19 protein-coding genes are annotated in these 24,474 nt (G+C 71.4%); 3 read left to right on the forward strand and 16 right to left on the reverse strand.

Annotated elements, in window-relative coordinates; translation table 11 throughout:
• Positions 1-3 precede the first annotated feature (3 nt).
• The 9 genes from ABD987_RS42845 to ABD987_RS42885 form a co-directional block, all read right to left on the reverse strand.
• Positions 4-2,307, reverse strand: coding sequence for a glycosyl hydrolase family 95 catalytic domain-containing protein (locus tag ABD987_RS42845; RefSeq protein ID WP_345408453.1), 2,304 nt, complete (start codon positions 2,305-2,307; stop codon positions 4-6).
• A gap of 29 nt (positions 2,308-2,336) precedes the next feature.
• On the reverse strand, positions 2,337-4,658 hold the full coding sequence (locus tag ABD987_RS42850; RefSeq protein WP_345408455.1) for a glycosyl hydrolase family 95 catalytic domain-containing protein: 2,322 nt from the start codon (positions 4,656-4,658) through the stop codon (positions 2,337-2,339).
• 160 nt (positions 4,659-4,818) lie between these two features.
• Positions 4,819-5,775: a hypothetical protein gene (locus ABD987_RS42855; protein WP_345408457.1), complete on the reverse strand. Its 957-nt coding sequence runs from the start codon at positions 5,773-5,775 to the stop codon at positions 4,819-4,821.
• 94 nt (positions 5,776-5,869) lie between these two features.
• Entirely contained in the window at positions 5,870-7,204 is a 1,335-nt protein-coding gene (locus tag ABD987_RS42860; RefSeq protein WP_345408459.1) for a M1 family metallopeptidase, read from the reverse strand.
• A gap of 7 nt (positions 7,205-7,211) precedes the next feature.
• Entirely contained in the window at positions 7,212-11,123 is a 3,912-nt protein-coding gene (locus tag ABD987_RS42865) for a Pls/PosA family non-ribosomal peptide synthetase (protein WP_345408461.1), read from the reverse strand.
• A 309-nt stretch (positions 11,124-11,432) separates the two neighbouring features.
• Positions 11,433-12,908 (reverse strand): ribosome biogenesis GTPase Der, encoded by a 1,476-nt coding sequence (der, locus tag ABD987_RS42870; protein WP_345408463.1) that lies wholly within the window; start codon positions 12,906-12,908, stop codon positions 11,433-11,435.
• A gap of 22 nt (positions 12,909-12,930) precedes the next feature.
• Positions 12,931-13,590 (reverse strand): lysophospholipid acyltransferase family protein, encoded by a 660-nt coding sequence (locus tag ABD987_RS42875; RefSeq protein ID WP_345408465.1) that lies wholly within the window; start codon positions 13,588-13,590, stop codon positions 12,931-12,933.
• Entirely contained in the window at positions 13,587-14,291 is a 705-nt protein-coding gene (gene cmk / locus ABD987_RS42880; protein ID WP_345408517.1) for a (d)CMP kinase, read from the reverse strand. Before cmk ends, ABD987_RS42875 begins: the two co-directional genes overlap by 4 nt.
• Positions 14,292-14,381: 90 nt before the next feature.
• Positions 14,382-14,963 carry a TetR/AcrR family transcriptional regulator gene (locus tag ABD987_RS42885; RefSeq protein WP_345408467.1) on the reverse strand — a complete coding sequence of 194 codons (582 nt, stop codon included), beginning with the start codon at positions 14,961-14,963 and terminating at the stop codon, positions 14,382-14,384.
• Positions 14,964-15,054: 91 nt separating this feature from the next.
• On the opposite strand from ABD987_RS42885, the gene ABD987_RS42890 reads away from it, so the two are divergent.
• Genes ABD987_RS42890 through ABD987_RS42900 form a run of 3 tightly spaced genes read left to right on the forward strand, consistent with a single transcriptional unit; the run spans position 15,055 to position 17,144 of the window.
• Positions 15,055-15,423, forward strand: a complete 369-nt coding sequence (locus tag ABD987_RS42890; RefSeq protein ID WP_345408469.1) for a DUF4267 domain-containing protein — start codon at positions 15,055-15,057, stop codon at positions 15,421-15,423.
• 37 nt (positions 15,424-15,460) lie between these two features.
• Positions 15,461-15,943, forward strand: coding sequence for a cation:proton antiporter regulatory subunit (locus tag ABD987_RS42895; RefSeq protein WP_345408471.1), 483 nt, complete (start codon positions 15,461-15,463; stop codon positions 15,941-15,943).
• Positions 15,944-15,950: 7 nt separating this feature from the next.
• Positions 15,951-17,144: a cation:proton antiporter gene (locus ABD987_RS42900; RefSeq protein WP_345408473.1), complete on the forward strand. Its 1,194-nt coding sequence runs from the start codon at positions 15,951-15,953 to the stop codon at positions 17,142-17,144.
• Here the strand turns inward: ABD987_RS42900 and ABD987_RS42905 are convergent.
• The 7 genes from ABD987_RS42905 to ABD987_RS42935 all read right to left on the reverse strand — a co-directional run bounded on the left by ABD987_RS42905 (position 17,141) and on the right by ABD987_RS42935 (position 24,455).
• Entirely contained in the window at positions 17,141-18,526 is a 1,386-nt protein-coding gene (locus ABD987_RS42905) for a SagB family peptide dehydrogenase (protein ID WP_345408475.1), read from the reverse strand. The genes ABD987_RS42900 and ABD987_RS42905 overlap by 4 nt on opposite strands.
• Positions 18,527-18,543: 17 nt before the next feature.
• Positions 18,544-20,460 (reverse strand): Xaa-Pro dipeptidyl-peptidase, encoded by a 1,917-nt coding sequence (locus tag ABD987_RS42910; protein WP_345408477.1) that lies wholly within the window; start codon positions 20,458-20,460, stop codon positions 18,544-18,546.
• Between the two features lie 100 nt (positions 20,461-20,560).
• On the reverse strand, positions 20,561-21,313 hold the full coding sequence (locus ABD987_RS42915) for a pseudouridine synthase (protein WP_345408479.1): 753 nt from the start codon (positions 21,311-21,313) through the stop codon (positions 20,561-20,563).
• The gene (scpB, locus tag ABD987_RS42920) at positions 21,303-22,055 is read right to left on the reverse strand and encodes an SMC-Scp complex subunit ScpB (protein WP_345408481.1); all 753 of its coding nucleotides are present in this window, start codon (positions 22,053-22,055) and stop codon (positions 21,303-21,305) included. The genes ABD987_RS42915 and scpB overlap by 11 nt, the downstream gene beginning before the upstream one ends.
• Positions 22,052-22,996: a segregation and condensation protein A gene (locus ABD987_RS42925; RefSeq protein WP_345408483.1), complete on the reverse strand. Its 945-nt coding sequence runs from the start codon at positions 22,994-22,996 to the stop codon at positions 22,052-22,054. Before ABD987_RS42925 ends, scpB begins: the two co-directional genes overlap by 4 nt.
• Complete coding sequence (locus tag ABD987_RS42930) at positions 22,996-23,442, reverse strand: cobyrinic acid a,c-diamide synthase (protein ID WP_345408485.1); 447 nt, start codon at positions 23,440-23,442, stop codon at positions 22,996-22,998. The genes ABD987_RS42925 and ABD987_RS42930 overlap by 1 nt, the downstream gene beginning before the upstream one ends.
• Positions 23,439-24,455, reverse strand: coding sequence for a ParA family protein (locus ABD987_RS42935; RefSeq protein ID WP_345408487.1), 1,017 nt, complete (start codon positions 24,453-24,455; stop codon positions 23,439-23,441). The genes ABD987_RS42930 and ABD987_RS42935 overlap by 4 nt, the downstream gene beginning before the upstream one ends.
• Between the last annotated feature and the right edge of the window lie 19 nt (positions 24,456-24,474).

Consider the following 24,474-nt stretch of genomic DNA (forward strand, 5'->3'; position numbering starts at 1 on the left):
GCCTCAGGGCAGCCCCCAGGGCGCCGTGGTGCCGGTGGCCGGGACCGGACGGACGGCGAAGTCCGGCCGGTCCCCCTTCCGGTACACGAGTGCCTCCTCCCCCGCGCGCAGGTCGAGCTGGAGATCGCCGTTCGGCAGCGTCCGGCGGCGGATCGGCCTGCCCCAGCCGTCCCGCACGACGAGGTCTCCTTCGATGCCCGGCCGCAGCACGCACGGGGCGCCCGCCTCGCTCCGGACCCTGAGCCACCGCGTCCTCCCGCCTTCGCGGGACGCGCTGAGCAGGAACGCGCCCTGGGTACGGAAGTCCGACAGCGCGATGTCGCCCCAGCTCGCCGGGACGGCCGGGAACAGCCGGATGACCCCGCCCCAGCTCTGCACGAGCATGTCGTGCAGCGACTGCGCCGCCGACAACGGTGTCTCGATGACCGGCCCGGACTCCTTGTACATCGTGTTCGGCTGGATGAAGCGCTTCTGCAGCTCGCCGAGGTAGTACGCCGCCTTGTCCCCCCGCAGCATCTGCGCCGACATCGACGCCGCGCCGGTGAACGTGTACCCCTGCAACGCGCCCTCGAACCCGACCCAGTGGTCGAGCGAGGTTTCGATGATCCGCCGGTGTTCCGGCTGCTCCCAGGTGATCTCGTAGAGCGGGTAGACCTGGAGCAGATGCGAATAGTGCCGGTGCGACTTCGCGAACGGCACCCCGGCGCCGATCATGTAGCCGTTGGCGTCGGCGGGGTAATCGACCAAAGTGGACAGTACCTGCCGCCAGCGCGGCGCGAGCGGATCGTCGACGCGGAGTTCACGCGCCGAGTCGAGCAGTGTCCGGCAGCCCCAGCGGATCAGCGAGAGGTCGTAGTTGCAGTCCGGGGCGTTGACGCCGTACTCCGGCGAGAAGGTCGCGGGCAGGTGCAGCCTGCCGTCCTGCCCCTCCTTCAGGAAGTGCAGGTAGTAGTTGACCGCCCGGCGCAGCAACGGGAACAGCGTGTCCCGCAACAACTTCCGGTCCATCGTGTGCCGATAGGACAGCCACACGTTGTGCAGCGCCCAGGTGAGGTTGCCGACCTCCGGCGTCGGCGGGTCCTGCCCGGGAACGCCGACGGCGTACCCGCCGGTGGCGCCGGAGACACCGTTGAGCAGGCTCATGTCGGTGGTACGCGGGATCCCCGCCGAATCCGCGCGATACGGCTCCGAGAGCTGGTTCGACAGGTTGGCGCGGTACTTGCCGAGCGTGTGGCTGACCGCGTCCAGTTCGAGGTGGTTCGAGCCGTGAATGAGCCAGTACTCCAGCTGGACGTTGAGATTCCACCAGGTGGCGGGCCACGGCGTCGGTTCCAGCCACGGCCCCGAGGTCGCCATCACCGGGGCTTCCTCGCGGGCCGCGGACGCGACCTTGTACAGCTGGATCCAGTAGAAGCTCTGCAACCGGGTGTCCGGAATGGACAGGAAGCTCCGCCGGTAGTAGTCGTGCCACCAGCGGCGGTGCCCGTGGGCGAGCGGCCCGAACGGCTCGGCGTACCGGACCGCGCGCAGGGCCGCCGCCTTCGCCGTCCGCTGTGGATGGGACCACGCGACGGACGCGAGCAGCGTGCGCGCCGAGACCCACGACGTCTCCCGCCACGCGGTCACGTGCTCCCCGCCGGCGAGCAGGCCCTGGACGGCGAGCCGGCAGTCACCGCTCGTCTCCAGCGTCGCGGGCGGGTTGGCGGTGTACCCCGGCGGCGGTGGCTTGCCGAAGGCAGGATCGGTTCTCGGGCTCACCGCCTCGGCGGGGTGGAAGACCCAGCGGAAGTCCCGCTCCCCCTCGGTCGGCCGGACCTCGATCGCGAGCAGCGACTGTGCACTGTGGACGAACGCACGCAACGCCAGGCTGCCCGCGGCGGTGGTGATCGTGCCGATCAGCTCGGCGTTCCACAGGTCGAGCCGCCAGTCCACGGTGGTGATCGCCCCCACCGGCTCCAGCGTGAAGTACCCGATCGGCAGCCGGGCGAGGCCGAACAGCGAGCCGAACTCCGGCCGGTGGTCCTGGACCTGGCTGTGCTGGACGTTGAACCGGACGGCGTTGCGGCCCGGCTCGGCGTAGATCCCCGAGCCGAGGAACCCGTTGCCCAGGAACGGGCCCTCGTACCAGGTCTTCGGCATCCGGCGCCAGATCAGGTCGGCCGAGCCGAGGAAGCGCGCCCAGTCGACGTCCGCGCGGCCGAACGACTCGGCCGACGCCACCGACGCCGTCCCGCCCACCCCCGGCAGCCCGGCGGCAGCGAGCCCGGCCAGCGTGCCGCCGAGCATCGTTCTCCTGCTGATGTCCATTCGCAGACCTCCTTGTCCGGTGTTCCGCCTCAGCCCGGCAGCCCCCAGGCCGGTGCCGAGCCGAGCGCGGTGACGTCGCGCGGATCCAGGTCGGGGTGCCTGCCGCGCCCGCTGATCACCGCGGTGCCGCCGCGATACAGCCGGATGGCGATCCGGCCGGGCGCGGTGGCGCGCCACGGCAGCGGACGGCCCCAGCCGTCCCTGACCTCGATGTCGCCCCGGATGCCGTGGTCGAGCACGAGGGGCTCACCCGCTTCGCTGCGGACGCGGATCCACTCGGTGGACCCGCCGCGCCGGGAGGCGTCGACCACGAAGGCGCCCTCGGCGCGCAGGCCGGCGAACGAGGCCTCCGGCCAGCTCGCCGACACCGACGGGAACACCTTGAGCACCCCGTTCGCCCCCTGCACCTGCATGTCCACAATGGACTGCGCGGCGGTGATCGGGCTCTCGATCGCGAAGTTCGCGCCCTCCCGGTACATGGTGTTCGGGGTCAGCTGGGTGTCGCCGACGACGGTCCGGTTCAGGAACACCTGGAGGAACTTCAGCGCCTCCTCCGGTGCGTCCATCACCGAACACATCGAGGACGCCGCCGCGTAGCTGTAGCCGTGCCACAGGGACTGCATCGAGGTCCAGTGGTCGAACGTACGGCGCATGAGGTCGCGGTCTTCCTTGCGCTCCCACACCTTTTCCCGCAGCGGGTAGAGCCACAGCAAGTGCGAGAAGTGGCGGTGGGAGTCGGCGAGCGGAACGCCGTCGCCGATCAGCACACCGTCCGCGCCCTGGTGATACGGCACCAGCTTCGCCGAGATCTCCTGCCACGCCTTGACACGCGGGTCGTTGATCCGCAACCGCGCGGCCGTGTCGACGAGGGTTCGCGCGACCCAGCGGATGAGCGAGAGGTCGTAGGTGCAGTCGGCCGCGTCGGCGTACTCCGGCGACCGGGTCAGCGGCAGGTGCAGGAAGCCGTCCGGGCCCGGGGTGAGGAAGTGCCGGTAGAAGTTGAGCGCCTTGGCGAGCGCGGGGTACAGCTCGCGCAGCACCCGCTCGTCCATGCTGTGCCGGTAGGAGAGCCAGACGTTCTGCAGGCCCCACAACAGGTTCCCGGTCTGGTCGGTCTTGTTCGGTGTGCCGGGCACGCCGACGGTCCTGGTCCCGCCGGGCCGCAGTCGCCAGTCGCTGGGGTGCGAGAGCGCGTAGGTCTCCCCGTCGCGGTACTGCGGGGGCACCGAGAGTTCGAGGTTCGCGTGGTCCCGGCGGAAGGTCGTGGTGACCGCGTCGAGTTCCGGGTGGTTGGCGCTGTACACGAGCGGGTAGGTGACCTGGACGTTGAGGTTCCACCACACCGCGGTCCAGCTGTTGCCGACCTCCGGGAACCACGGCCCCCATTCGGACACCACCGGTGCGTCCGCTCTGGTCGAGGCGGCGATCTTGTACAGCTGGATCCAGTAGAACCGCTGGATCCACTTGTCCGGCACCGAGACGAAACTCTTGCGGTGGAAGGAGTTCCACCACCGGCGATGACGGGCGACGAGGATGTCGAGGTTGCCGGAAAGCGCTTCCTGCACCCCGCGGATCGCGTCCCGGGTGTGGGTCGGCTTCGGGAAGCCGTAGGCGATCGTGGCGGCGAGCAGTCTCTTGGTCCCGAACTTCCGCTCGCGCCACGCGGTCGTGTACCCGCCACCGGCGAGCAGCGGCTGCTCGGCGTACTGGACACCACCGCCGGCCCCGATCTTCGGATCCGGGTTGGCGACGTAGTCCGCGGGCTTGCGGATCGTGCGCGTGGTCGCCGAGACGAGCGGCTGGAAGCCCCACGCCGCGTTCGCCTCCCCGGCGCTCGGCGAGAGGGACACGAGCAGGACACCGAGATCGTTGTGCACCAGCGCGGAAAACGCGACCGAGCCCTGCGTGGTGGTCACGGTGCCGGACAGCTCGGCGTTGTAGATGTCGAGCGTCCAGTCGACGGCGGTGACCGCGCCCGCGAAGGTGAGCGTCAGGTAGCCGACCGGCAGCCGCGACAGCCCGATCCCGGCCTCCCACTGCCCGCGCTGGTCCTGGACCTGGGTGTGGCTCACCATCAGTTTGAGTGTCTGCGGCGTCGCCCCGCCGTAGATCTGGACGCCGAGGTAGCCGTTCGCCAGGAACGGCGCGTCCTGCCAGCCGGTCGGGAGCTTGCCCCAGCGAAGGTTGGCGTCGGTAGCGACCTCCCGGTGGAGGTCACGGTGACCACCGTGGCCGTCCGCGGTCGCCGCGAACACCGGCGGCGCCGCCCGTGCCCACAGTCCCCCGAGCGCGGCCGCCCCGGCAGCAACGGACGCCGTGCGCAGCAGGGCACGACGGGACACCTCGACCATGGAGCGCCTCCCGGATTCATACTATCTTTCACCAGGACCACATCCCGGCGAACGGCATGTTTCCAGACAGCCTCGGCGATTGCCTAGACCAGACATCCGACGTATCCCGCTGACCGACACACATTCAAGCTCGTGAACGCCCCTAAGCACGTCCCGAATGTCACCCGGCGCTCACGCGGACCCGGGGACGTTGACGGGCCGCGGCGGCGCGATAGGCGGCTACGAGTTCCGCGGCGACCCGTCGCGGCTCGGTACGTAACCGGCCGGGCAGGCTCTGTACGACGATCACCCCGGCCGCCGCGTACCGCGCGTTCCGTTCGAGGGTCGCCGCGTAGTCCTCGCGCCGGTAGTGGAACTCCAGGGAATCGATCTCCCAGGCGAGCCCGACCTCGTCGCACCACGCGTCCGGGATGGCGACATACCGGCCCGCGGAGTCCCGAAGTTCGACGTTCCACACCGGGCGCGGCAGACCGGTCAGCCGCCAGACCCGCATCGCGTCCACCTCGGCCACCGATCGCGCCCCTGCCAGCACCTTGCCGAGTACCGAGCGAGGGTGAGCCGAACCGCGGCTGCTTCCGCAGGCGAGTTCATCGGCCAAAGTGGACGGACTCACCTTGCCTCGCTGCACGACCTCGGTGAGCAACGCGGCCACCGGCGCGGTCCGCCGCATCCGGCGACACTCGTCGAGCACCGCCCGCCCCAGCGGAGCCAGCGGCAGTTCACCCCGCACCACCGGTTCGGGCATCCTCGTAGTGCGTTCGACGACCACGGAGCCGACGGTGCCGACCTTGTACCCGGCGGGCACGAGCAGGTGCACCCGTTCCTCGTCGCACAGGGTGCGCATCCCCTGTCTACGACAGGATTCGGCACCGGTGACGACCGCGTCCGGCCCCGCGTAGAGCAGCGCCGCCTCGACCAGCTGCCTCCGCGTCGGTTCGGCGGAACTCAGCAGCAGCACACCGGGCAGCAGCCTTCGCCACGGCTGGCCGGGTGCACACCGCCGATAGCTCGTCCGCGGTGGCACGCCGAGCTGTTCCAGCCGGGCGACGGTGATCGCGCCACGTCGGCTCTGTTCGTACAGGGCGTCCGGATCACGCGCCCACTCTCCCCTACGCACACGGTGATCGTCACCGGCGGCGCCACCGCACACCAGCCCCGGAGCACTACTGTGGACAACCCGCCGTCGCGAAAGGACCGTTCGCGACGGCGGGTCAGGCGCCGGGCAACAGTGGCAGCGCCGGGGCGTCCAGCCAGGTCGCGAAGAACCCGGCCAGCGACTCCCCCGCGTACCCTTCCGCGAGCGCGGTGAACTGCTCCGTCGTCACGGTCCCGTGCCGGTGGTCGGTCGCCCACGCCCGCACCAGCGGGAAGAACACCGCGTCACCGACCCGGTGCCGCAAGGCGTGCAGGGTCAGCGCGCCCCGCTTGTACACGCGCTCGTCGAACATCTTCGCCACACCGGGATCGGCGATCCGCAGGTCCATCGGCTTGGCCCGCATCCGCGCGTGCCACGAGGCGGCCAGCGCCCGCGCGGACTGGCCACCGGACTCCTCCGACCACAGCCACTCGGTGTAGGTCGCGAACCCCTCGTTGAGCCAGATGTGCCGCCAGTCGGCCACGGTGAGGCTGTTGCCGAACCACTGGTGCGCCAGCTCGTGCACCACCAGCCGCTCGTGGGTGCGCCTGCCGTCGACGTGGTTGGCGCCGAAGATCGACATCCCCTGCGCCTCGATCGGATCGTCCAGCTCGTCGTCGGCGACCACGACGACGTATTCCCCGAACGGGTAAGGCCCGAACCACTCCCGCAGCAGGTCCATCATCCGGCCCTGGCGCCCGAAGTCCCGTTCGAACGGCTGCCGCAGCCGGGGCGGGACGGCGCCACGCAGCGGGACCGGCCCCGCCGCGAGCTCCACGTCGTCGTACCGTCCGATTTGGACACTCATCAGGTAGGTCGGCGTCGGCTCGGGCCGCTCGAAGACCCACTTCGTCGTGCTCGCCGCGTCGTACCGCGAGACGAGGTTTCCGGTGACGGCGACCAGGTACGGCGAGGACGTCGAGACGGTCACCCGGTAGGACGCCTTGTCCGCGGGGTGGTCGTTGCACGGGAACCACGACGGCGCGCCGACCGGCTGACTCGCGACGAGCGCGCCGTCGGTCAGCTCGTCCCAGCCGATGTCGCCCCAGCGGCTCGACACCGGACGCGGATTGCCGACGTAACGCACCTCGACCCGGAACTCCGCGCCCGGCGCGATCGACCTGCCCGGCTTGACCTGGAGCTTACCGCCACGGTGGACGTACCGGGCGGCCTTGCCGTCGACGAGCACCCGGCCGATCCGGAACTCACCGAAGTCGAGGGTGAGCCGCGACAGCGCTTGCCCGGCCTCGCAGGTGAGCACCGCGGTGGCCGACAGCCGGTTCGGGCCGATCCGGTAGTCCAGGTCCAGCTCGTAGTGCCGGACCCGGTAACCACCGTTGCCGTGGCGGGGAAGGTAGGAATCTCCGGAGGTGTCCGCCCCCGGACCGGGAGCGGAAGCCCTCGAAATCACTCGTTCGTCACCCTCGCCACGCCGAAATCGGATTGCCCAGCCAGCGCGAGCCTGCCGGCACGGCGTCGCCCCTTGTCACCAGCGACCCGGGTCCGACGGTCGTCCGCGCGCCGATGCTCGCGCCCGGCAGCACGATACCGTGTGGCCCGAGGGTCGCGCCCTCGTCCAGGGTCACCGGCGACATGCTCATGATCCGGTCGTGGAACAGGTGGGTCTGCACGACGCAGCCGCGGTTGATCGTCGCCCCGTCGCCGAGCCGCACCAGGTCGGACTCGGGCAGCCAGTACGTCTCCAGCCAGACCCCGCGCCCGATCTTGACGCCCATCGTGCGCAGCCAGGCGGTCAGCAGCGGGGTCCCGCCGACCGAGCCGATCAGCCACGGCACGGCGAGCGCCTCGACGAACGTGTCGGCCAGCTCGTTGCGCCACACGAACGAACTCCACAGCGGGTGCTCGATGTCGCGGAACTTCCCGACCAGCAGCCACTTCATGACCGTCGCGGTCAGCGCGGCGACGACACCGGCGGCCAGCAGCATTGGCCCGCCCAGCAGCGCCGCGACCAGGAAACCGTACGCCGAGGCCAGCGCGAGGAACCCGCCCGCGACGAGCACGGTCAGCGCGACCCCGCACATCACCGGCACGATGCGGCACAGCTCGACCAGCGCCCGCGCGGCCTTGAGGTGCAACGCCGGGGTGTAGGTGCGGCTGGTGTCCGCCTCGCCGACCGCGCGGCGCACCGGCAGCGGCGGCATCCCGAGGTACGAGGACCCCTTCTTCGCCTTCGGCGGTGCCGAGGACAGCACGCCGACCAGGCCGCGCTTGGGCACCGACCGGCCCGGCGCGGCCATCCCCGAGTTGCCGAGGAACGCCTGCTTGCCGATCCGCGCCGGCGCGACGTGCAGCCAGCCGTGGCCCAGCTCGTAGGTGGCGACCATGGTGTCGTCGGCGAGGAACGCGCCACTGTCCACCTTGGTCATCTTGGGGAGCGCGAGCACGGTGGACGCCTCGACGTTGCGGCCCACCTTCGCGCCGAGCATCCGCAGCCACACCGGGGTGAACAGGCTCGCGTACAACGGGAACAGGCCCTCGCGCGCCATCCCCATCAGCCGCTCGGTCGCCCACACCTGCCAGGCGATCCGCCCGTGCACCGGGTGGTAACCCTCGACCATGCCGATGCTCAGCGACCGTACACCGGCGAGCACGAGCAGCATGTAGGTCAGGAAGTACGCGATCGTCGCGAGCGGCGAAAACGCCAGCGCGTTCACGACCGCCGCGCTCAGCGTCGGCGCCCCCGCGACGGCGTAGCCGAGCACCGCGACGCCCGGCAGCGCGGCGAGGCCGGGCAGGAACCCGAGCACCAGCGACGTCGCACCGTAGACGGCGGCCCAGAACCGCGAACGCGGCGGGCGGCTCGACGGCCACTTCAGCGCGTCCTTCGCGTCCTTGGCGACCCGCGCGGCGGGCGAACCCGCCCAGCGCTGACCGGCGGGAACCGCGCCACGCACGGTCGACCCGGCGGCGATCTCCGCGCCCTTGCCGATCCGCGCCCCGGGGAACAGCGTGCTGCGGGCACCGATCCGCGCGTCCGCGCCGATCCGGATCTTGCCGATGTGCACGAGATCGCCGTCCACCCAGTGCCCGGACAGATCGACCTCGGGCTCGACGGCGGCACCGCGGCCCAGCTTGAGCAGCCCGGTGACCGGCGGCGGCGAGTGCAGGTCGACGTCCTTGCCGATCCGCGCGCCGAGCGCCCTGGCGTAGGTGGCCATCCAGGACGCGCCCGCGACACTGTCCGCGCCACTGAACTCGGCGAGCTTCTCCGCCGTCCACAGTCGCAAGTGGACACTGCCACCGCGCGGGTAGCTGCCGGGACGTACGCCGGAGAGCAGCACGCGCGCGCCGCCCGCGGCGATCGCGATCCGGCCCGCCGGGCTGAACAGCACCAGCCACGCCAGTCCGATCCAGCCCCAGTTCAGCGTCGGCGCCCAGGCGAACCCGAGCAGCGCCAGCACGTTCGACAGCGCGGCGGCGATGGTCGCCCAGCGCAGCCCGACGAGACCCATCAGCGGGACCATGAGCGCACTCTGGATCAGCCCCGCGCGACGCGGCGTGGGCGCGATCTCGCGGCTCTCGGTTTCCTGGCCGCTCAACGCGTCCAGCATCGCGGCGAGCGCGCCCAGCTTCGGGTGCTGGTAGATGTCGGCCACCGACACCTGCGGGTGCCGGGTGCGGATGCGCGCGATGAGCTGCGCCGCGGTGAGACTGCCGCCGCCGTGGGTGAAGAAGTCCGCCTTCGGGTCCTTCACGGACACACCGAGGATCTCCGCCCAGCCCTCGGCCAACCAGGCCTCGGTGGCCGACAGGCCGGTCGCGCTCGCGTCCACTGTGGACAGCGGCCACGGCAGCGCGGCGCGGTCGACCTTGCCCGAGGTGCGGGTCGGCAGGTCGTCGACGACGGCGAGCAGCGGCACCAGCGCGGCGGGCAGCTGCTCGCGCAGCCGGGTCGCGGCGTCGTCGAGGTCCAGTTCCGCGCCGGACGCGGGCACGACGTAGCCGACCAGGACCTGGTTGCCCGCCTTGGTGCGGCGGATCGCGGCCGCGGCGCCCTGCACACCGGGCAGCGCCTGCAGCGCGGCGTCGACCTCGCCCAGCTCGATGCGGCGGCCGCCGAGCTTGACCTGCTCGTCGAGCCTGCCGAGGAACAGCAGGCCCTCGGACTCCGCGCGGACCATGTCGCCGCTGCGGTACGCGCGCTGCCAGCCCAGCGAGGGCAGCGGCGCGAACTTCTCGGCGTCCTTCTCGGCGTCGAGGTAGCGGGCCAGCCCGGCACCGCCGATGACCAGCTCGCCGGTCTCCCCCATGCCGACCGGCTCGCCGGCCTCGTTGACGACCGCGAGCTGCCAGCCGATCAGCGGCAGGCCGATGCGCACCGGCCCCTCGCCGGTCAGCTGCGCGGCACACGCGACGACGGTGGCCTCGGTGGGCCCGTAGGTGTTCCAGACCTCGCGGCCTTCGACGGCGACGCGCTCGGCCAGTTCCGGCGGGCACGCTTCGCCGCCGAAGATGAGCAGGCGGACGTCTTCGAGGGCGTCGGCGGGCCAGAGCGCGGCGAGCGTCGGGACCGTCGAGACGACGGTGATGCGCTGCGCGACCAGCCAGGGGCCGAGGTCGACACCGGTGCGCACGAGCGCGCGCGGGGCGGGGACGAGGCAGGCGCCGTGCCGCCAGGCCAGCCACATCTCCTCGCACGAGGCGTCGAAGGCGACGCTCAGGCCCGCCAGGACACGGTCACCGGGGCCGATCGGCTCCTCGGCGAGGAACAGCTCGGCCTCGGCGTCGACGAACGCGGCCGCGGAGGCGTGCGTGACCGCCACACCCTTGGGCTTGCCGGTGGACCCGGAGGTGAAGATGATCCACGCGTCGTCGGCCGGTGCGGGACGGCCCTCCCTGGCGTTTTCCAGCGTGCCGTGCGCGGTGATGGCGCCGTCGGTGGCGATCGCGGCCACCCCGGCCTCGCCGAACACCAGCTCGGCGCGTTCCTCGGGGTCGTCGGCGTCGACCGGGACGTACGCGGCGCCGACCGACAGCGTGGCGAGGATGGCGACGTACAGCTCGGCCGTGCCGGAGGAGATCCGGATGCCGACGCGGTCGCCGACACCGACGCCGTGCGCGCGCAGCCGCTTCCCGTAGGCCTCGACCTCGTCGATCAGCCTGCGGTAGGACAGCGTCGTGGTGCCGTCGTCGATCGCGGCGGCGTTGGGGTGCGCCGCCGCGGTGGCGGCGAGGATGTCGAGCAGCGTCCGCTCGCTGGTGCCGAGCCCGGACCAGAACAGGGCCCGGTCGGCGACCGGCGTGGGCGAGGGCGCGTGGGTGACCTCGGCCACGCACGCGAGGGGACGGTGATCGGCGGTGAGCGTCATCGGCCGCTCACCCCTGTCGTTTTCCGTTTGTGGTCGTGCTGGGACATCGTTCGGGGGCGCAAGCCCATCACTCACCTTCCGCGAGTGTCATCGGGCTCGCACTCTCCAGGTCGAGGCGCCCGCAACTGACCGTCCACGATACCCGGAGATGAACGTCAGGTATCTCCAGGGTCACGCCCGAGTGTCGGACGTCACCGGCCTACCAGCGATTTCACGTGTTCAGACGGAGATTTCGCGTGTTTGGACGGAGTTCTCGCGAGATCTCCGTTCCACCACGCGAGAACTCCATCCAATCACGCGAGATTCGCGTCAGCGGGTCCGGGATTTGGTGGGTTTCTTGCCGCCACCGGTCTTCGGTTTCTTTTCCCGGACGCGGACATTCACCCGAACGGGACTTCCGGTGAAGCCGAACCGCTCACGGAACTTACGCTCGATGAACCGGCGGTATCCCGCCTCGAGGAAACCGGTGGTGAACAGGACCAGCGTCGGCGGGCGGATCCCGGCCTGGGTCGCGAACAGCACCTTGGGCTGCTTGCCGCCGCGCACCGGCGGCGGGGTGGCCGCGATGAGGTCCGACAGCCAGCCGTTGAGCTGCCCGGTCGGCACCCGCTGGTCCCACGACTGCAACGCGGTCCGCAGCGCGGGCGCGAGTTTGCGCACCGAACGCCCGGTCAGCGCCGAGATGTTCACCTTCTCCGCCCACGGCACCCGGACCAGGCCGCGTTCGAGTTCCCGCACCATGGCGAGCCTGCGGTCCTCGTCGACGAGGTCCCACTTGTTGAACGCCAGCACGCAGGCGCGCCCGGCCTCGACCACCATCGTCAGCACCCGGAGGTCCTGTTCGGACATCGGCTCCGCCGCGTCCAGCAGCACGATCGCGACCTCGGCCGCGTCGATCGCGGTTTTGGTGCGCAGCGAGGCGTAGTACTCCGCGCCGTTGGCGGAGTTGACGCGCTTGCGCAGGCCGGCGGTGTCGACGAACCGCCAGACCTCGCCGTCCAGCTCGACCAGCGAGTCGACCGGGTCCACCGTGGTCCCGGCCACCGAGTCCACAACGGACCGTTGCTCCCCGGACAACTTGTTGAGCAGGCTGGACTTCCCGACGTTCGGCTTGCCGACCAGCGCCACCCGGCGCGGGCCCGCGGTGATCGCCTCGCGCTCGCGCGGAGCGGCGGGCAGCGCCTTGATGACCGCGTCGAGCAGGTCGCCGGAGTTGCGGCCGTGCAGCGCGCTCACCGGGTACGGCTCGCCCAGCCCGAGCGACCACAGCGACGCGGTGTCGGCGAGCAGGCGCTCGTCGTCGACCTTGTTCGCGGCCAGCAGCACCGGCTTCTTCGAGCGGCGCAGCACCCGCGCGACGGCCTCGTCGGTGGTCGTGGCGCCCACCGACGCATCGACGACGAGCAGCACCGCGTCGGCGGCGGCCATCGCCAGCTCCGCCTGCGCCGTGATCGACGCCTGCAGCCCGCTGGCGCCGGGCTCCCAGCCGCCGGTGTCGAGCAGGGTGAACCGGCGCCCGCTCCAGAACGCGTCGTAGGCGATCCGGTCCCGCGTCACGCCCGGCACGTCCTGCACCACGGCCTCGCGGCGGCCGAGGATGCGGTTGACCAAAGTGGACTTACCCACGTTCGGCCTGCCCACCACGGCGAGCACCGGCTGCGCGAGATCGGCCTCGGCACCGGCTTCCTCGGCCTCGATCCGCGCGTCGAGCGCGGCGAACTCCGCCTCGTCGGACCAGGTGCCGTCGACCTCGCCCAGCCCGGCCGACGTCTCGATCTCACTCATCAGTTCTCATTCCCGTACGCGTTCAGAACCCGTGTTCCGCACGCCATTCGTCCAAAGTCTTCACCAGCGCCGCCAGCTCGCCGCGCAGGTGCTCGGTGCCCTCGTCGAGGCCGGTCCGTCCCTTGCCGATCCCCGGCGTGAACGGCTCGCCCACCAGGATGTCCACCCGTGGCCGCCAGCGTCGCCGCCCGTCGGCGGGCTTCAACGTCCCCCGCGTCGCGATCGGCAGCACCGTGGCACCGGACGCCCGGACCAGCCAGGCCGCGCCGCGTTCGGCCGCCCCGACGTCACCGTCGCCGCGGGTGCCCTCGGGGAAGATCCCGACGACACCGCCCGCCTTCAGCACCGACGACGCGGTCATCAGCGGTTTGCGGTCGACCTCCCCGCGCTTGACCGGGATCTGCCCGATCGCGGTGAGGAAGCGGCCAGCCCAGCCGCCCACCGCGTGGAACAGCTCCTCCTTGACGAGGAACGCCGACCGCCTCGGCAGCATTCCGAAGAGCAGCTGCGGCTCGATGTACGAGCTGTGGTTGGCGATCACCACCACCGGACCGGTGGCGGGCATCCGCTCCCGCCCGTGCACCCGGATGCGGAACGCCGACCGCAGATGATACCGGGCGAACACCCGCCCGGCGTCGTGCAGGCCACCGCGGGCCCCCTCGGGCAGCCCGGCAGCGCTCACCGGAACGCCTCGGCGGAGCACCCGGCCAGCAGGCCGCGCCGGCTGGCCAGCTCGCAGAGCGCGACGACCACCTGGTCGATGGACAGCTCGGAGGTGTCGACCGGCACCGCGTCCTCGGCCGCGCGCAGCGGCGAAACGGCCCGGCTCGAGTCGAGCCGGTCGCGGCGTTCGACGGACTCGCGCGCGTCGGCCACCGTGGACTGCCGCCCGGCGGCGGTGTCCTGGCTGTTGCGGCGCGCGGCGCGGACCTCGGCCGAGGCGGTGAGGTACACCTTGAGCGGCGCGTCGGGCGCCACGACGGTGCCGATGTCGCGGCCCTCCACCACGATCCCGCCGACCCGCTCGACCACCTCGGCGATGATCCGGCGCTGGCGGGCGACGATCAGCTCCCGCACCCGGGGCACCGCGGAGACCGCGGACACCGCGCCGGTCACCTCGGGCCCGCGGATGTCGGCGGCCACGTCCGCGCCGCCGAGCCGGAACTCCGGCTGCCGAGGGCTGCTCCCGATCTCCAGCTCGACTCCGGCGGCGAGGGCGGCCAGCGCGTCGGCGTCGGCCGGGTCCGTCCCGGCGCGCAGCGCGGCGAGGGTCACCATCCGGTACATCGCGCCGGTGTCGAGGTAGCCGGCGCCGAGCCGGTCGGCGAGCTTGCGCGCGACGGTGCTCTTCCCGGTCCCGGACGGGCCGTCCAGCGCGACCACACCACGTAGGGCTCCCGACACCGGCACTCTCCTCGCGTTTTCGTCCTCGATCGGCCGCCTCACATTCTGCCCGGCGGCCCGCGACGCCGATCAGTCGGCCGGTCCCGGGACCCCGTCGCCGAAACGCGCGACGAGGATCGCGAGCCGTTCCGCGCGGTACCCGGGGCTCAGCCGCCGCCCGCGATCGAGGGTGACGAGGCCGTGCAGCGCGGCCCAGAACGTCTCGGCGAGGATCCCGACGCCGTCTCCCCCGGCGACCGGTGCCACCGCCGCGGCGATCGCCCCGAACGCGTTCTTCAGCGCGGGCGGCGCCTCGGCGGTGGCGAACGGCAGCTCCGTGGCGAGGGTGAAGATCGCGTCGTAGAGCGCGGGGTTGGCGTCGGCGAACGCGACGTAGGCCTCGGCGACCGCGGCCAGCGGGGACGGGTCGAACGCGGCGGCGCCGAGCCGCTCGGCGAGTTCGGCGCATCCCTCGACCGCGGCCGCCGCCATGATCGCGCCCTTGCCGGAGAAGTGGCTGTAGAGCACCGGCTGGCTGTACTCGATCTTGGCCGCGAGTCGCCGGGTGGTGACCGCGTCCCATCCTTCGGCCTCGGCGAGTTCGCGGGCGGCGGCGACGATCCGCCGCTCCCGCTCGGCACGGTCGCGCTCCCGGCGCAGCTGTTGCGTCATGACTCACAGGCTAGCACCGCTAGACAAACTAGCGTTGATAGATTAGCGTTGCTAGCAATCCTAGCGACGCTAGAAATTACTGGAGGAAGCCATGCTCGTCACCGGATACGTCCTCGTCGGACTCGTCGCGGCCGGGATCATCTACATCGGGCTGAACTACGTGTTCGCGCCCGCCAAGATCGCCGAGGGCTTCGGGCTGCGCACGCTCCCCCAAAACGGCGACGCCTTCTACAACATCAAGGGCGTCCGCGACATCGGGACCAGCCTCGTGCCGATCGCGCTCATGCTCTACGGCGACCCGCACGCGCTCGCCCTCGTCATCCTCGCCGAAGCGTTCATCCCGTTCGGTGACATGCTGATCATCTTGCGGCACAAGGGAAAGAAGGCCGTCGCGTTCGGCGTCCACGGCGCGACCGCGGTGGTGATGGTGCTCGCGTCGGTCCTGCTTCTGGTCGGGTGATCGAACACGAACCGGACAGTGGGGTTACGGTGGAGAGGTGAACGTCGAAGTGACCCCCCTGCCCGGAATCGGCGTCCGCAAGGATTTCGCCACCCGCAACGGCCGCCGCATCGGTGTCGTCACCCAGCGGGACGGGCACATCGAGCTGATCGTGTCCAAGACCGACGATCCGGACGCCTGCCTCGCCTCGCTCCCGCTCACCGCGGAGGAAGCGGGCGCGCTGGCCAACCTGCTCGGCGCGCCGCAGCTGGTCGCGCAGCTCACCGAGGAGCACCGGGATCTGCCGGGCATCAACACCAAGCAGCTGCCGATCAAGGCGGTGTCCCCGTTCGACGGCCGGACGCTCGGCGACACCGCGATGCGCACCCGCACCGGCGTTTCCGTCGTCGCGGTGATGCGCGCCGGGCAGGTGCACCCCTCGCCGACACCGGACTTCACCTTCACCGCGGGCGATCTGCTCGTCGCGGTCGGCACCTCCGAGGGACTCGAGGCCGCCGCGAAGATACTCAAGTTCGGCTGATCCCGGTATGGATCACACCGCGCTGTCCCTGATCGAACTCGGGGCGGTCTTCTTCGGGCTGGGCGCGCTCGGGCGCCTCGCCGGGAAGATCGGCATGTCCCCCATCCCGCTGTACCTGCTCGGCGGCCTGTGCTTCGGCCAGGGCGGGCTCATCCCGCTCGGCGACATCGGCGACTTCACCCACCTGGCCAGCGAGATGGGCGTCGTCCTGCTGCTGCTCCTGCTGGGCCTGGAGTACTCCGCGGCCGAGCTGTTCACCGGGCTGCGCCGGTCCTGGATGGCGGGACTGCTCGACATCGTGCTCAACGCGGCGCCGGGCGCGATCGTCGCGCTGATCCTCGGCTGGGGCCCGATCGGCGCGATCGTGCTCGCCGGCGTCACCTACATCTCCTCCTCCGGGATCATCGCGAAGGTACTGGGCGACCTCGGTAGGCTCGGTAACCGGGAAACGCCGGTGGTGCTGTCGATCCTCGTGTTCGAGGACCTCGTGATGGCGCTCTACCTGCCGATCCTCACGGCGGTGCTCGGCGGCGTCAGCCTGCTCGGCGGTATGAAGGCCGTCGGGATCTCGCTGCTGGTGATCACCGTGGTGCTGGTGATCGCGCTGAAGTTCGGCCGGTACGTCTCCGCCGCGGTGGACAGCCCGGACCGCGAGGTGTTCCTGCTCAAGGTGCTCGGCGCCGCGCTGCTGGTGGCCGGGCTCGCCTCGGCCATGCAGGTCTCGGCGGCGGTCGGCGCGTTCCTGCTCGGCATCGCGATCTCCGGCTCCACCGCGGAGAACGCGACGCACATGCTCGAACCCCTGCGGGACCTGTTCGCCGCGGTGTTCTTCGTGGTGTTCGGGCTCAACACCAACCCCGCGGCGATCCCGCCGGTGCTCGGCTGGGCGGTGGTGCTCGCGGTGGTGACGACACTGACGAAGGTCGGCACCGGCTGGTGGGCCGCGCGCAGGCAGGGCGTCGGGAAGCTCGGCCGGGCCAGGGCGGGGGCCGCGCTGGTCGCGCGGGGCGAGTTCTCGATCGTCATCGCGGGCCTCGCGGTGACCGCGGGCGCCGTCACCGGCGACCTCGCCGCCCTCGCCACGGCCTACGTGCTGCTCATGGCGATCCTCGGCCCGATCGCCGCCAGGGTCGTCGAACCGGTCGCGAAAGCCGTGGGGCGCAAGGCGGCCGCGCGGGCCGCCACATCCGGCTCGGCCTAGCGCCGGGTCCCGAGCAGGAAGCCGCCGACCATCGTTTCGATCAGCGGGTCCCGCCCGCTGGCCTCGGCGAACGCCGCGGGCTCCGCGGTGCCGAGCCCGCACGGCGCGAGTTCCATCGCCGTCGCCACGCAGTACAGGGTCTGGTAGAGCACACCGACGTGCTTGAGCGTGAGCGCGTACGCCATCCGCTCGTACTTCCACATCACCCTGCCCACCCGCGCCGCGACCACGAACACCACCTGCGGTTCGGTCGGCGGCTCCCCCGTCGCCCGCCGCACGTGCCGGAGGAGCCGCCGTACCGGCGGCGCGCCGATCGGCGACACCGGGCGCAGGACGTGCTCATGCGCGTCGTAGTGGTACATCCCGGGCGCCACACCGTCCACAGTGGACACAATCGGGTACAGCTCCAGCTCGTGCGCGCCGCCCCCGCTCGGATACGGCCTGCGCGCGTACCCGATCCCGTCCAGCTCCGTCTCCCCCGTGACCCGGACGCCGCGGTGCAGGAACTCCCCCAGCCGCGCCGCGGTCAGCGGACGCTCGTTGTCGTGCTCGCGGACGCTGCGGCGGCGCGCCAGCACCGCGGTCAGCCCGGGGTCGGCCATGCGCTCCGTGTCCGGCTCCGGCAACGCGACCGCGGGCCCGGGGTAGGGCTCCGGACGCGCCGGGAGCGGATCGTGGACGCCCTTCGCCCAGTGCGTCCCGGCGAACCCCTCGCCGAGGTGCGCCCGTTCGTCGCGGGTACTGCGCGTGTGGAACCACAGCTCGTGCGGGCTCCACTGCCGGGACCTCAGGTCCTCCTCCGCCCCGGCGTCCACCAGCAGCCCGGCCCAGCGCAGGTCCCGCCGGACGCGGGCCCGCAGCTCGTCCGGGAAGGCGGACCCGCCGGCCCGCCCCGCGTACCCGCCGATTTCCGCGAGCACCGCCGGGTCGAGGACCTCGACGTCACACCAGGCCAGCGGGGACTCCGCGACCATCCCGGTCCCGCCCGCCCTGAGCACCGCGAACCGGGACAACCGCGGCTCTCCGCCGTCGTCGCCGGGCGGGGGCGAGGGCGGCGGACGCAACGGCTGCATCCGGTACAGGTCCGTCCCGTCCCGGGTGACGGTAAGCACCAGCCACCCGCCCTCGCGCAGTGCCCGGAGCAACCACCCGGCCCCGGGGCCCGCGATCTCCGCCAGTTCCGCGGGCGTGTACGGACGATCCGACAGCGCCGTCAGGATCGCGAGATCGGCTTCGCCGAGCACGCCGAGCGTTTCCGCGTACCGGTCGCAGAACAGGCTCGTCCTCCCGTCGGACAACCGGACGCTGGACACCCCGCCGCGCAGGGCGTAGCGCTCCCCGAACCCGGCGGGCGCGGCAGTACTGTCCGTGCTGTCCGTCATGGCGCCCAGGGTAGTGCTCAGGGCCGGTCGAGCCGGGCCTGCGGAACCGCGTCGACGTGCGCGAGCGGCCCGCGACCGGCCGGGACGCCGGAACCGCGGAACTCCGGCGGCGTACCGGCCAGCGGCACGGTGACCGTCGTCTTCGCGAGGTCGACCGTCAGCTCGGGGGTCCTGGCCGGGGGCGAAACGACCCCGCCGTCGGTGCCACCGATGATCAGCGCCAGCGTGTGCCCGCGCGGCACCACGTGGTCCGTGCTGGCCAGCCGGAACGTCATCGTGTACGCCCTGCCGGGCACGAGTGGCTCTTCCTTCGTCAGGGAGCGGTAGTTCGCCAGATCGGCCCAGCCCCTGCTGATGATCGTGTAGTCCACGTTCGCCGTGTCGGCCGTGGTCACCTTGTAGCAGGCGCTGTCCCCCGGCGCGTTCGCGCCCCAGCAGGTCCGTTCGGTGCCGGTCGTGATGCCCTCGCCCCGGCCCGCGAAGTTCCGGATCGTCGCGGGCCCGTAGTCGACGAGCATCGCGGACAGCCGGGCCGAGGAGGTGCTCGGCGTCGCGGTCACGGTGATCGAACCGGTGCCGGACACCTGGAGGTCGTTCGCGAGTTCCCCGGTGCTGTAGAGCAGCCGCGAACCCGACGCGGTGCCGGGATCGGCCGCCCAGTCGTTCTCGCCCCGCGACGGGTCGTCGGTGAACGCGGCGGTACCCGAGGACGCGCCCGTGGTCAGCGACCCGAGCCCCGGCTCGGTGCCCGGCCTGCCCCGCAGCACCGTCGGGGACGCGGCCGCCGCGGGCCACGCGGACTGGTCGGCCCACTGGTCGGGCCGGCGTTCGACACTCGCCATCGGGCCGCGTTCGACGCCGTTGTCGAGACCCATCAGGTAGTGGTCGAACCAGCGGTGCAGCAGGTCGACCCAGTCCGCGCGCCGGTAGTCGAACGGATCGACGTGGCCGGTCTGCGACAGCCAGATCTTCCGTTCGACACCGTTCTTCGCGAGCGCGTCCCACCACTGTCCGAAGTGGATGGTTTTGACGTTGAGGTCGTTCACCCCGTGGGAAAGTAGCACGCTGGCGCGGACGTTCTTCGCCTTCGCCACGTAGTCGCGGTCGGCCCAGAACGGCCCGTAGTCGCCGTTCGCGGGCGGGCCCTGGGTCAGTTTCCGGTTCTGTGCCGAGCAGTCCTGGCCGCTGTTGCGCTGTTCGACGGTCCGCGCCAGGCCGACCGGGTCGAACCCGAACGTCGCGCCGTCGGACCGGTAGTAGTCGTACCAGGAGCTGATCGCCGCGATCGGCACGATGGTCCTGAGCCCGCCGACCCCGGTCGCGGCGACGCCGTTGGCGATCGTGCCGTCGTAGGACTTGCCGATCATGCCGACGTTCCCGGTGCTCCAGTTCGCCGGCACCGCGCTGCCACCGGTTTTCGCGCGGTAGCCGGCGGCCCGGCCGTTGAGCCAGTCCACGACCGCCTTCGCCGACTGCACGTCCGAGACGCCGCCGACGTCGGCGCAGCCCTGCGCGCGGTTCGTCCCGGCGAGGTCGACCAGCACGACGGCGTACCCGCGCGGCACGAAGTAGTTGTCGTAGTAGAGCGGGAACCCGACCGGACGGCCGTTCGCGTCGTAGGTCTTCCGCTCGCTCTCGTTGCCGCGGCCGCAGCACGAGTAGTACGGGCTGGCGTCCATGATCACCGGGATCTTGACGCCCTTGGCCTCGGTTTCCTTCGGACGCACGATATCCGCGGCCACCCGGTCGGTCCGCCCGTCGCCGTCACCGTCGCGGCCGGTGTCCACCCAGACGGTCTCGCGGATCGCGCCCGCGAAGTCGTACACCGGCTCGGTGCCCCGCGGGCGGGGCGCCGCGCCCGCCCCACCCGGCGCCAGCAGCGCCGCCGTCACCGCCACGACCGTCGCGAGCACACCCGCCGCACCGAACCGCATGTCCGCCCTCCCGGGATCCGTGGCCGCTCAAGCTAGGAGAGGCGGGACACCGCTTGGTAGAGCGGAAAGTGGGTATTCGGGCGGGCGCCGCCCGAACGGCCTAGAGATCGACCGAGCGGTAGAGCGAGCCGACCTCGCCGCGGGTCAGCCTGCGGATCGAGCCCGGCCGCTGGTTGCCCAGCTGGACCTCGCCGACGGCCGTGCGGACGAGCTTGAGCACCGGGTGACCGGTGTCCTTCAGCAGCCGCCGGACGATGTGCTTGCGGCCCTCGTGGATCACCAGCTCGACCAGTGTCTTGCCGGAATGCATGTCCTTGACCCGGAACTGGTCGACCTTGACGATGCCGTCCGGCAGCTCCCAGCCCTTGCGCAGTTCCTTGCCCAGCCCACGCGGCACGAGGCCGTCGACCTCGGCCAGGTAGGTCTTCAACACGCTGAACGACGGGTGCATCAGGCGGTGCCCGAGATCGCCGTCGTTGGTGAGCAGCAGCAGGCCCTCGGTGTTCTCGTCGAGCCTGCCGACGTGCACGACGCCGGGTGTCTCCTCGTACCGGCCGCGGAGGTAGTCGCCGACGCACGGGCGGCCCCGGTCGTCGGACATCGTCGAGTGCACGCCCTTGGGCTTGTTGAACGCCAGGTACACCAGATCGTCACGCAGGTTCACGCGCGTGCCGTCCACGTGGATCACCGCTTCGAGCGGATCGACCCGGCGGCCGAGCTCGGTGACGACCTCGCCGTTCACCTCCACCCGCCCCTCGACGATCAGGTTCTCGGCCGCGCGCCGCGAGGCGACCCCGGCCTGGGAAAGCACCTTCTGGAGGCGGACACCATCGGGGTGCTCGCTAGATGTCATCGATCGTGTCCACTTCGGGTAGCAAAGGAGCGATGGGGGGCAGGTCGGCCAGCGACGACAGCCCCAGCCGCTCCAGGAACAACTCGGTCGTCACGTACAGCGTGCCGGTGGTCTCGGGATCGGTCCCCATCTCCTCGATGAGGCCGCGCGCGAGCAACGTCCGGATCACGCCGTCCACGTTCACACCACGCACCGCGGCGACCCTGGCCCTGGTCACCGGCTGCCGGTACGCGATCACGGCGAGGCTCTCCAGCGCGGCCCTGGTCAGCTTCGACCGCTGGCCGTCCAGCAGGAGCTTCTCCACGAACGGGGCATAGACGTCCCTAGTGTAGAACCGCCACCCCTCGCCCACGCGCCGCAGGTCGATCCCGCTGCCGCGGTCGGTGAACTTCTGCGCCATCGTGCGCAGCGCGACGGTCACCCGCGAGACCGGCTGTTCGACGGTCTCGGCGAGGCTCGCCTCGCTCGCCGGGGAGTCGATGACCAGCAACAGCGCCTCCAGCGCCGCTTCGAGGGTCTCGTCCGAGGTGACGTCGGGCAGATCGCTCGCGTCCCCCGCCGCCACCAGCCCCGACTCGGCGTCCTCCCCCTCTTCCGCCGTACCCGGAGGGTCGGACGGCGTACCCGGAACGTCGTCTCGCGTACCTGGAGGGTCGGACGGCGAGTCGTCCGCCTGGGTACGCGAGTCGACCGGTTCGGGACCGGCCTCGGCGACGTCCGGTTCGTGCTCCTCGTTGCTCACCCGTACTCCTCGTCCTCCGCCACGGCCCGGTCGTGCTCGGCCGCGACGGCCGCCTCCTCGACACTGCCGCCGGTCCACCGCACGTGCAGCTCCGCCAGCGCCTCCAGCTGTTCGAACTGCACCGACGACTCGCGGTACAGCTCGAGCAGCGCGAGGAACCGGGCGACGATCTCGACCGTGTGCTCGCAGTCCTCGACCAGCTCGCCGAACGTCGCCTGCCCGCGCTCGGCGAGCTTCACCCGCAGCAGCGCCGCGTGCTCGCGCACCGACACCCGGCCCATGTGGATGTGCGCGATCGACACCGTCGGCGGCGGCTTGGGCCGGAACACCGCGACCGCGATCTCCGCGAACTTCGCCGGGTCGACGCCGATCATCACCTCGGGCAGGAGCCCGAGGAAACGGTCCTCCAGCGCGACCGACCGCGGGTAGCGCCGCAGCGCGCCCGCCTCCAGCTCGCCGAACAACGCCGCCACCTGTTTGTACGCGCGGTACTGCAGCACCCGCGCGAACAGCAGGTCCCTGGCCTCCAGCAGCGCGAGGTCGTCCTCACTCTCCACCTCGGCCGCGGGCAGCAGCCGCGCCGCCTTGAGGTCGAGCAGGGTCGCCGCGATGACCAGGAACTCGGTCGTCTCGTCGAGGTTCCACTCGTCGCCCAGTTCCCGCGTGTAGGCGATGAAGTCGTCGGTGACCTGGTGCAGCGCCACCTCGGTGACGTCGAGCTGGTGCTGGGAGATCAGTTGCAGCAACAGGTCGAACGGGCCCTCGAAGTTCGCCAGCCGCACCTTGAACTTCGAGGTGCTCAGTTCCTCGGCTGCCATCCCCTCGGGGACCATGCCGCCGTGCACGGTCTCGTGCACGGGCGCTTCGGTGTCGTCCGTACCGGGCTGCGGGGCCTGATCGTCCGGCTCCGGCGCCTGTTCTGCCGATGCCGGTTCGTCCATCAGCCCTCGGCTTCGCTCTCGTCGCCCGCCGCCCGCAACCGCTGGACCAGTACCGACTCCTCGCCGTTCTGGTCGAGATCGGCGAGCAGCACCGCGACGGCCTCCCGCACCAGCCTGCCGCGGTCGAGCACGAGGCCGTGTTTCGCCCGCAGGTTCAGCCGGGCCTGCTCCATCGCCAGCAGTTCGTCGCCGGAGACGTACACGGTGATCTTCGCGTCGTGCTTGGTCCGCCCGGACCCGCGCGGCGCGGCGCCGCCACGGGACAGCCGTCCCTGGTCCCCGTTCCCGCTCGTCCTGCCGTTCCCGGTGCCACTCCCGTTCCCGGTGCCCGCGCCGTTGCCGTTCCCGGCGGCGGGCTTGGCGGGAGGGTCGAGGGCGGGGTTGGGGGTGCTGGTCGTGATGCGGAACAGTTCCGACGCTCCGGGCAGGGAAGCTCGCCTGCTCACCGAGCGATCACCTCGCGGGCCAGCGCGCGATAGGCCGCCGCGCCCGCGGACTTGGGAGCCCAGCTCGTGATCGGCTCCCCGGCCACAGTGGTCTCCGGGAACCGCACGGTGCGGTTGATCACCGTGTCGAACACGACGTCACCGAATGCCTCCACCACGCGAGCCATGACCTCCTTCGAGTGCAGGGTTCTCGGGTCGTACATGGTGGCGAGAATCCCCGTTATGTCCAGTTTGGGGTTGAGGCGTTCCTGCACCTTCTCGATGGTGTCGATCAAGAGCGCTACGCCTCGCAGACTGAAGAACTCGCACTCCAGCGGGATGATCACACCGTCCGCGGCGGTCAGTGCGTTCACCGTGAGCAGGCCGAGCGAGGGCTGGCAGTCGACAAGAACATAGTCGTAGTCGTTCATGACCGGACGAAGGACCCGTAACAACGTGTGTTCGCGCCCTACCTCAGCGACAAGCTGGACCTCCGCCGCCGACAGGTCGATGTTGCTCGGCAGCAGGTCAACGCCGTCGACGCGGGTCTTGCGGATCACGTCGGTGATCACCACCGAGCGCTCCATGATGACGTTGTAGACCGTTTGGTCCAGTTCGTGCGGCTGGATGCCGAGACCAACCGAGAGCGCACCCTGCGGGTCGAAGTCGACCAGCAGCACCCGGCGCCCGCATTCGGCGAGCGCGGCGCCGAGGTTGATGGTCGAGGTCGTCTTGCCGACGCCACCCTTCTGGTTGCACATGGCCATGACCTGTGCCGGGCCGTGCTTGTCCAGCGGTGGCGGTTCCGGGATCTCGCGGCGCGGGCGGCCGGTCGGGCCGAGCCCGTCGTCCTGGCGCGGTTTCACCCGGTTCTTGGCGCGGGCCTTGCGGCCGCGCGGCCGGGCCGGGGCCTCGGTCTCGGCGGCCTCGTCGCCCTCGTGCTCGGCAGGGGTCGCGATGCTGACCTGGGTGAGGTTCGCCGCGACCGAACCGGCGGACGCGGCCGGGCGCTCCGGCTGGTTCGGTGTCGACATAGCGAAAAAGCTCCTCGTT

Origin of the sequence: Amycolatopsis samaneae (assembly GCF_039541975.1) — a bacterium.
Lineage (GTDB): Bacteria > Actinomycetota > Actinomycetes > Mycobacteriales > Pseudonocardiaceae > Amycolatopsis > Amycolatopsis samaneae.

Coding starts and splice junctions, on each gene's coding strand:
- ABD987_RS42845 (WP_345408453.1), bottom strand. CDS start 2,307: ATGGACATCAGCAGGAGAACGATGCTCGGCGGCACGCTGGCCGGGCTC.
- ABD987_RS42850 (WP_345408455.1), bottom strand. CDS start 4,658: ATGGTCGAGGTGTCCCGTCGTGCCCTGCTGCGCACGGCGTCCGTTGCT.
- ABD987_RS42865 (WP_345408461.1), bottom strand. CDS start 11,123: ATGACGCTCACCGCCGATCACCGTCCCCTCGCGTGCGTGGCCGAGGTC.
- der (WP_345408463.1), bottom strand. CDS start 12,908: ATGAGTGAGATCGAGACGTCGGCCGGGCTGGGCGAGGTCGACGGCACC.
- ABD987_RS42885 (WP_345408467.1), bottom strand. CDS start 14,963: ATGACGCAACAGCTGCGCCGGGAGCGCGACCGTGCCGAGCGGGAGCGG.
- ABD987_RS42890 (WP_345408469.1), top strand. CDS start 15,055: ATGCTCGTCACCGGATACGTCCTCGTCGGACTCGTCGCGGCCGGGATC.
- ABD987_RS42900 (WP_345408473.1), top strand. CDS start 15,951: ATGGATCACACCGCGCTGTCCCTGATCGAACTCGGGGCGGTCTTCTTC.
- ABD987_RS42905 (WP_345408475.1), bottom strand. CDS start 18,526: ATGACGGACAGCACGGACAGTACTGCCGCGCCCGCCGGGTTCGGGGAG.
- ABD987_RS42910 (WP_345408477.1), bottom strand. CDS start 20,460: ATGCGGTTCGGTGCGGCGGGTGTGCTCGCGACGGTCGTGGCGGTGACG.
- ABD987_RS42915 (WP_345408479.1), bottom strand. CDS start 21,313: ATGACATCTAGCGAGCACCCCGATGGTGTCCGCCTCCAGAAGGTGCTT.
- ABD987_RS42925 (WP_345408483.1), bottom strand. CDS start 22,996: ATGGACGAACCGGCATCGGCAGAACAGGCGCCGGAGCCGGACGATCAG.
- ABD987_RS42935 (WP_345408487.1), bottom strand. CDS start 24,455: ATGTCGACACCGAACCAGCCGGAGCGCCCGGCCGCGTCCGCCGGTTCG.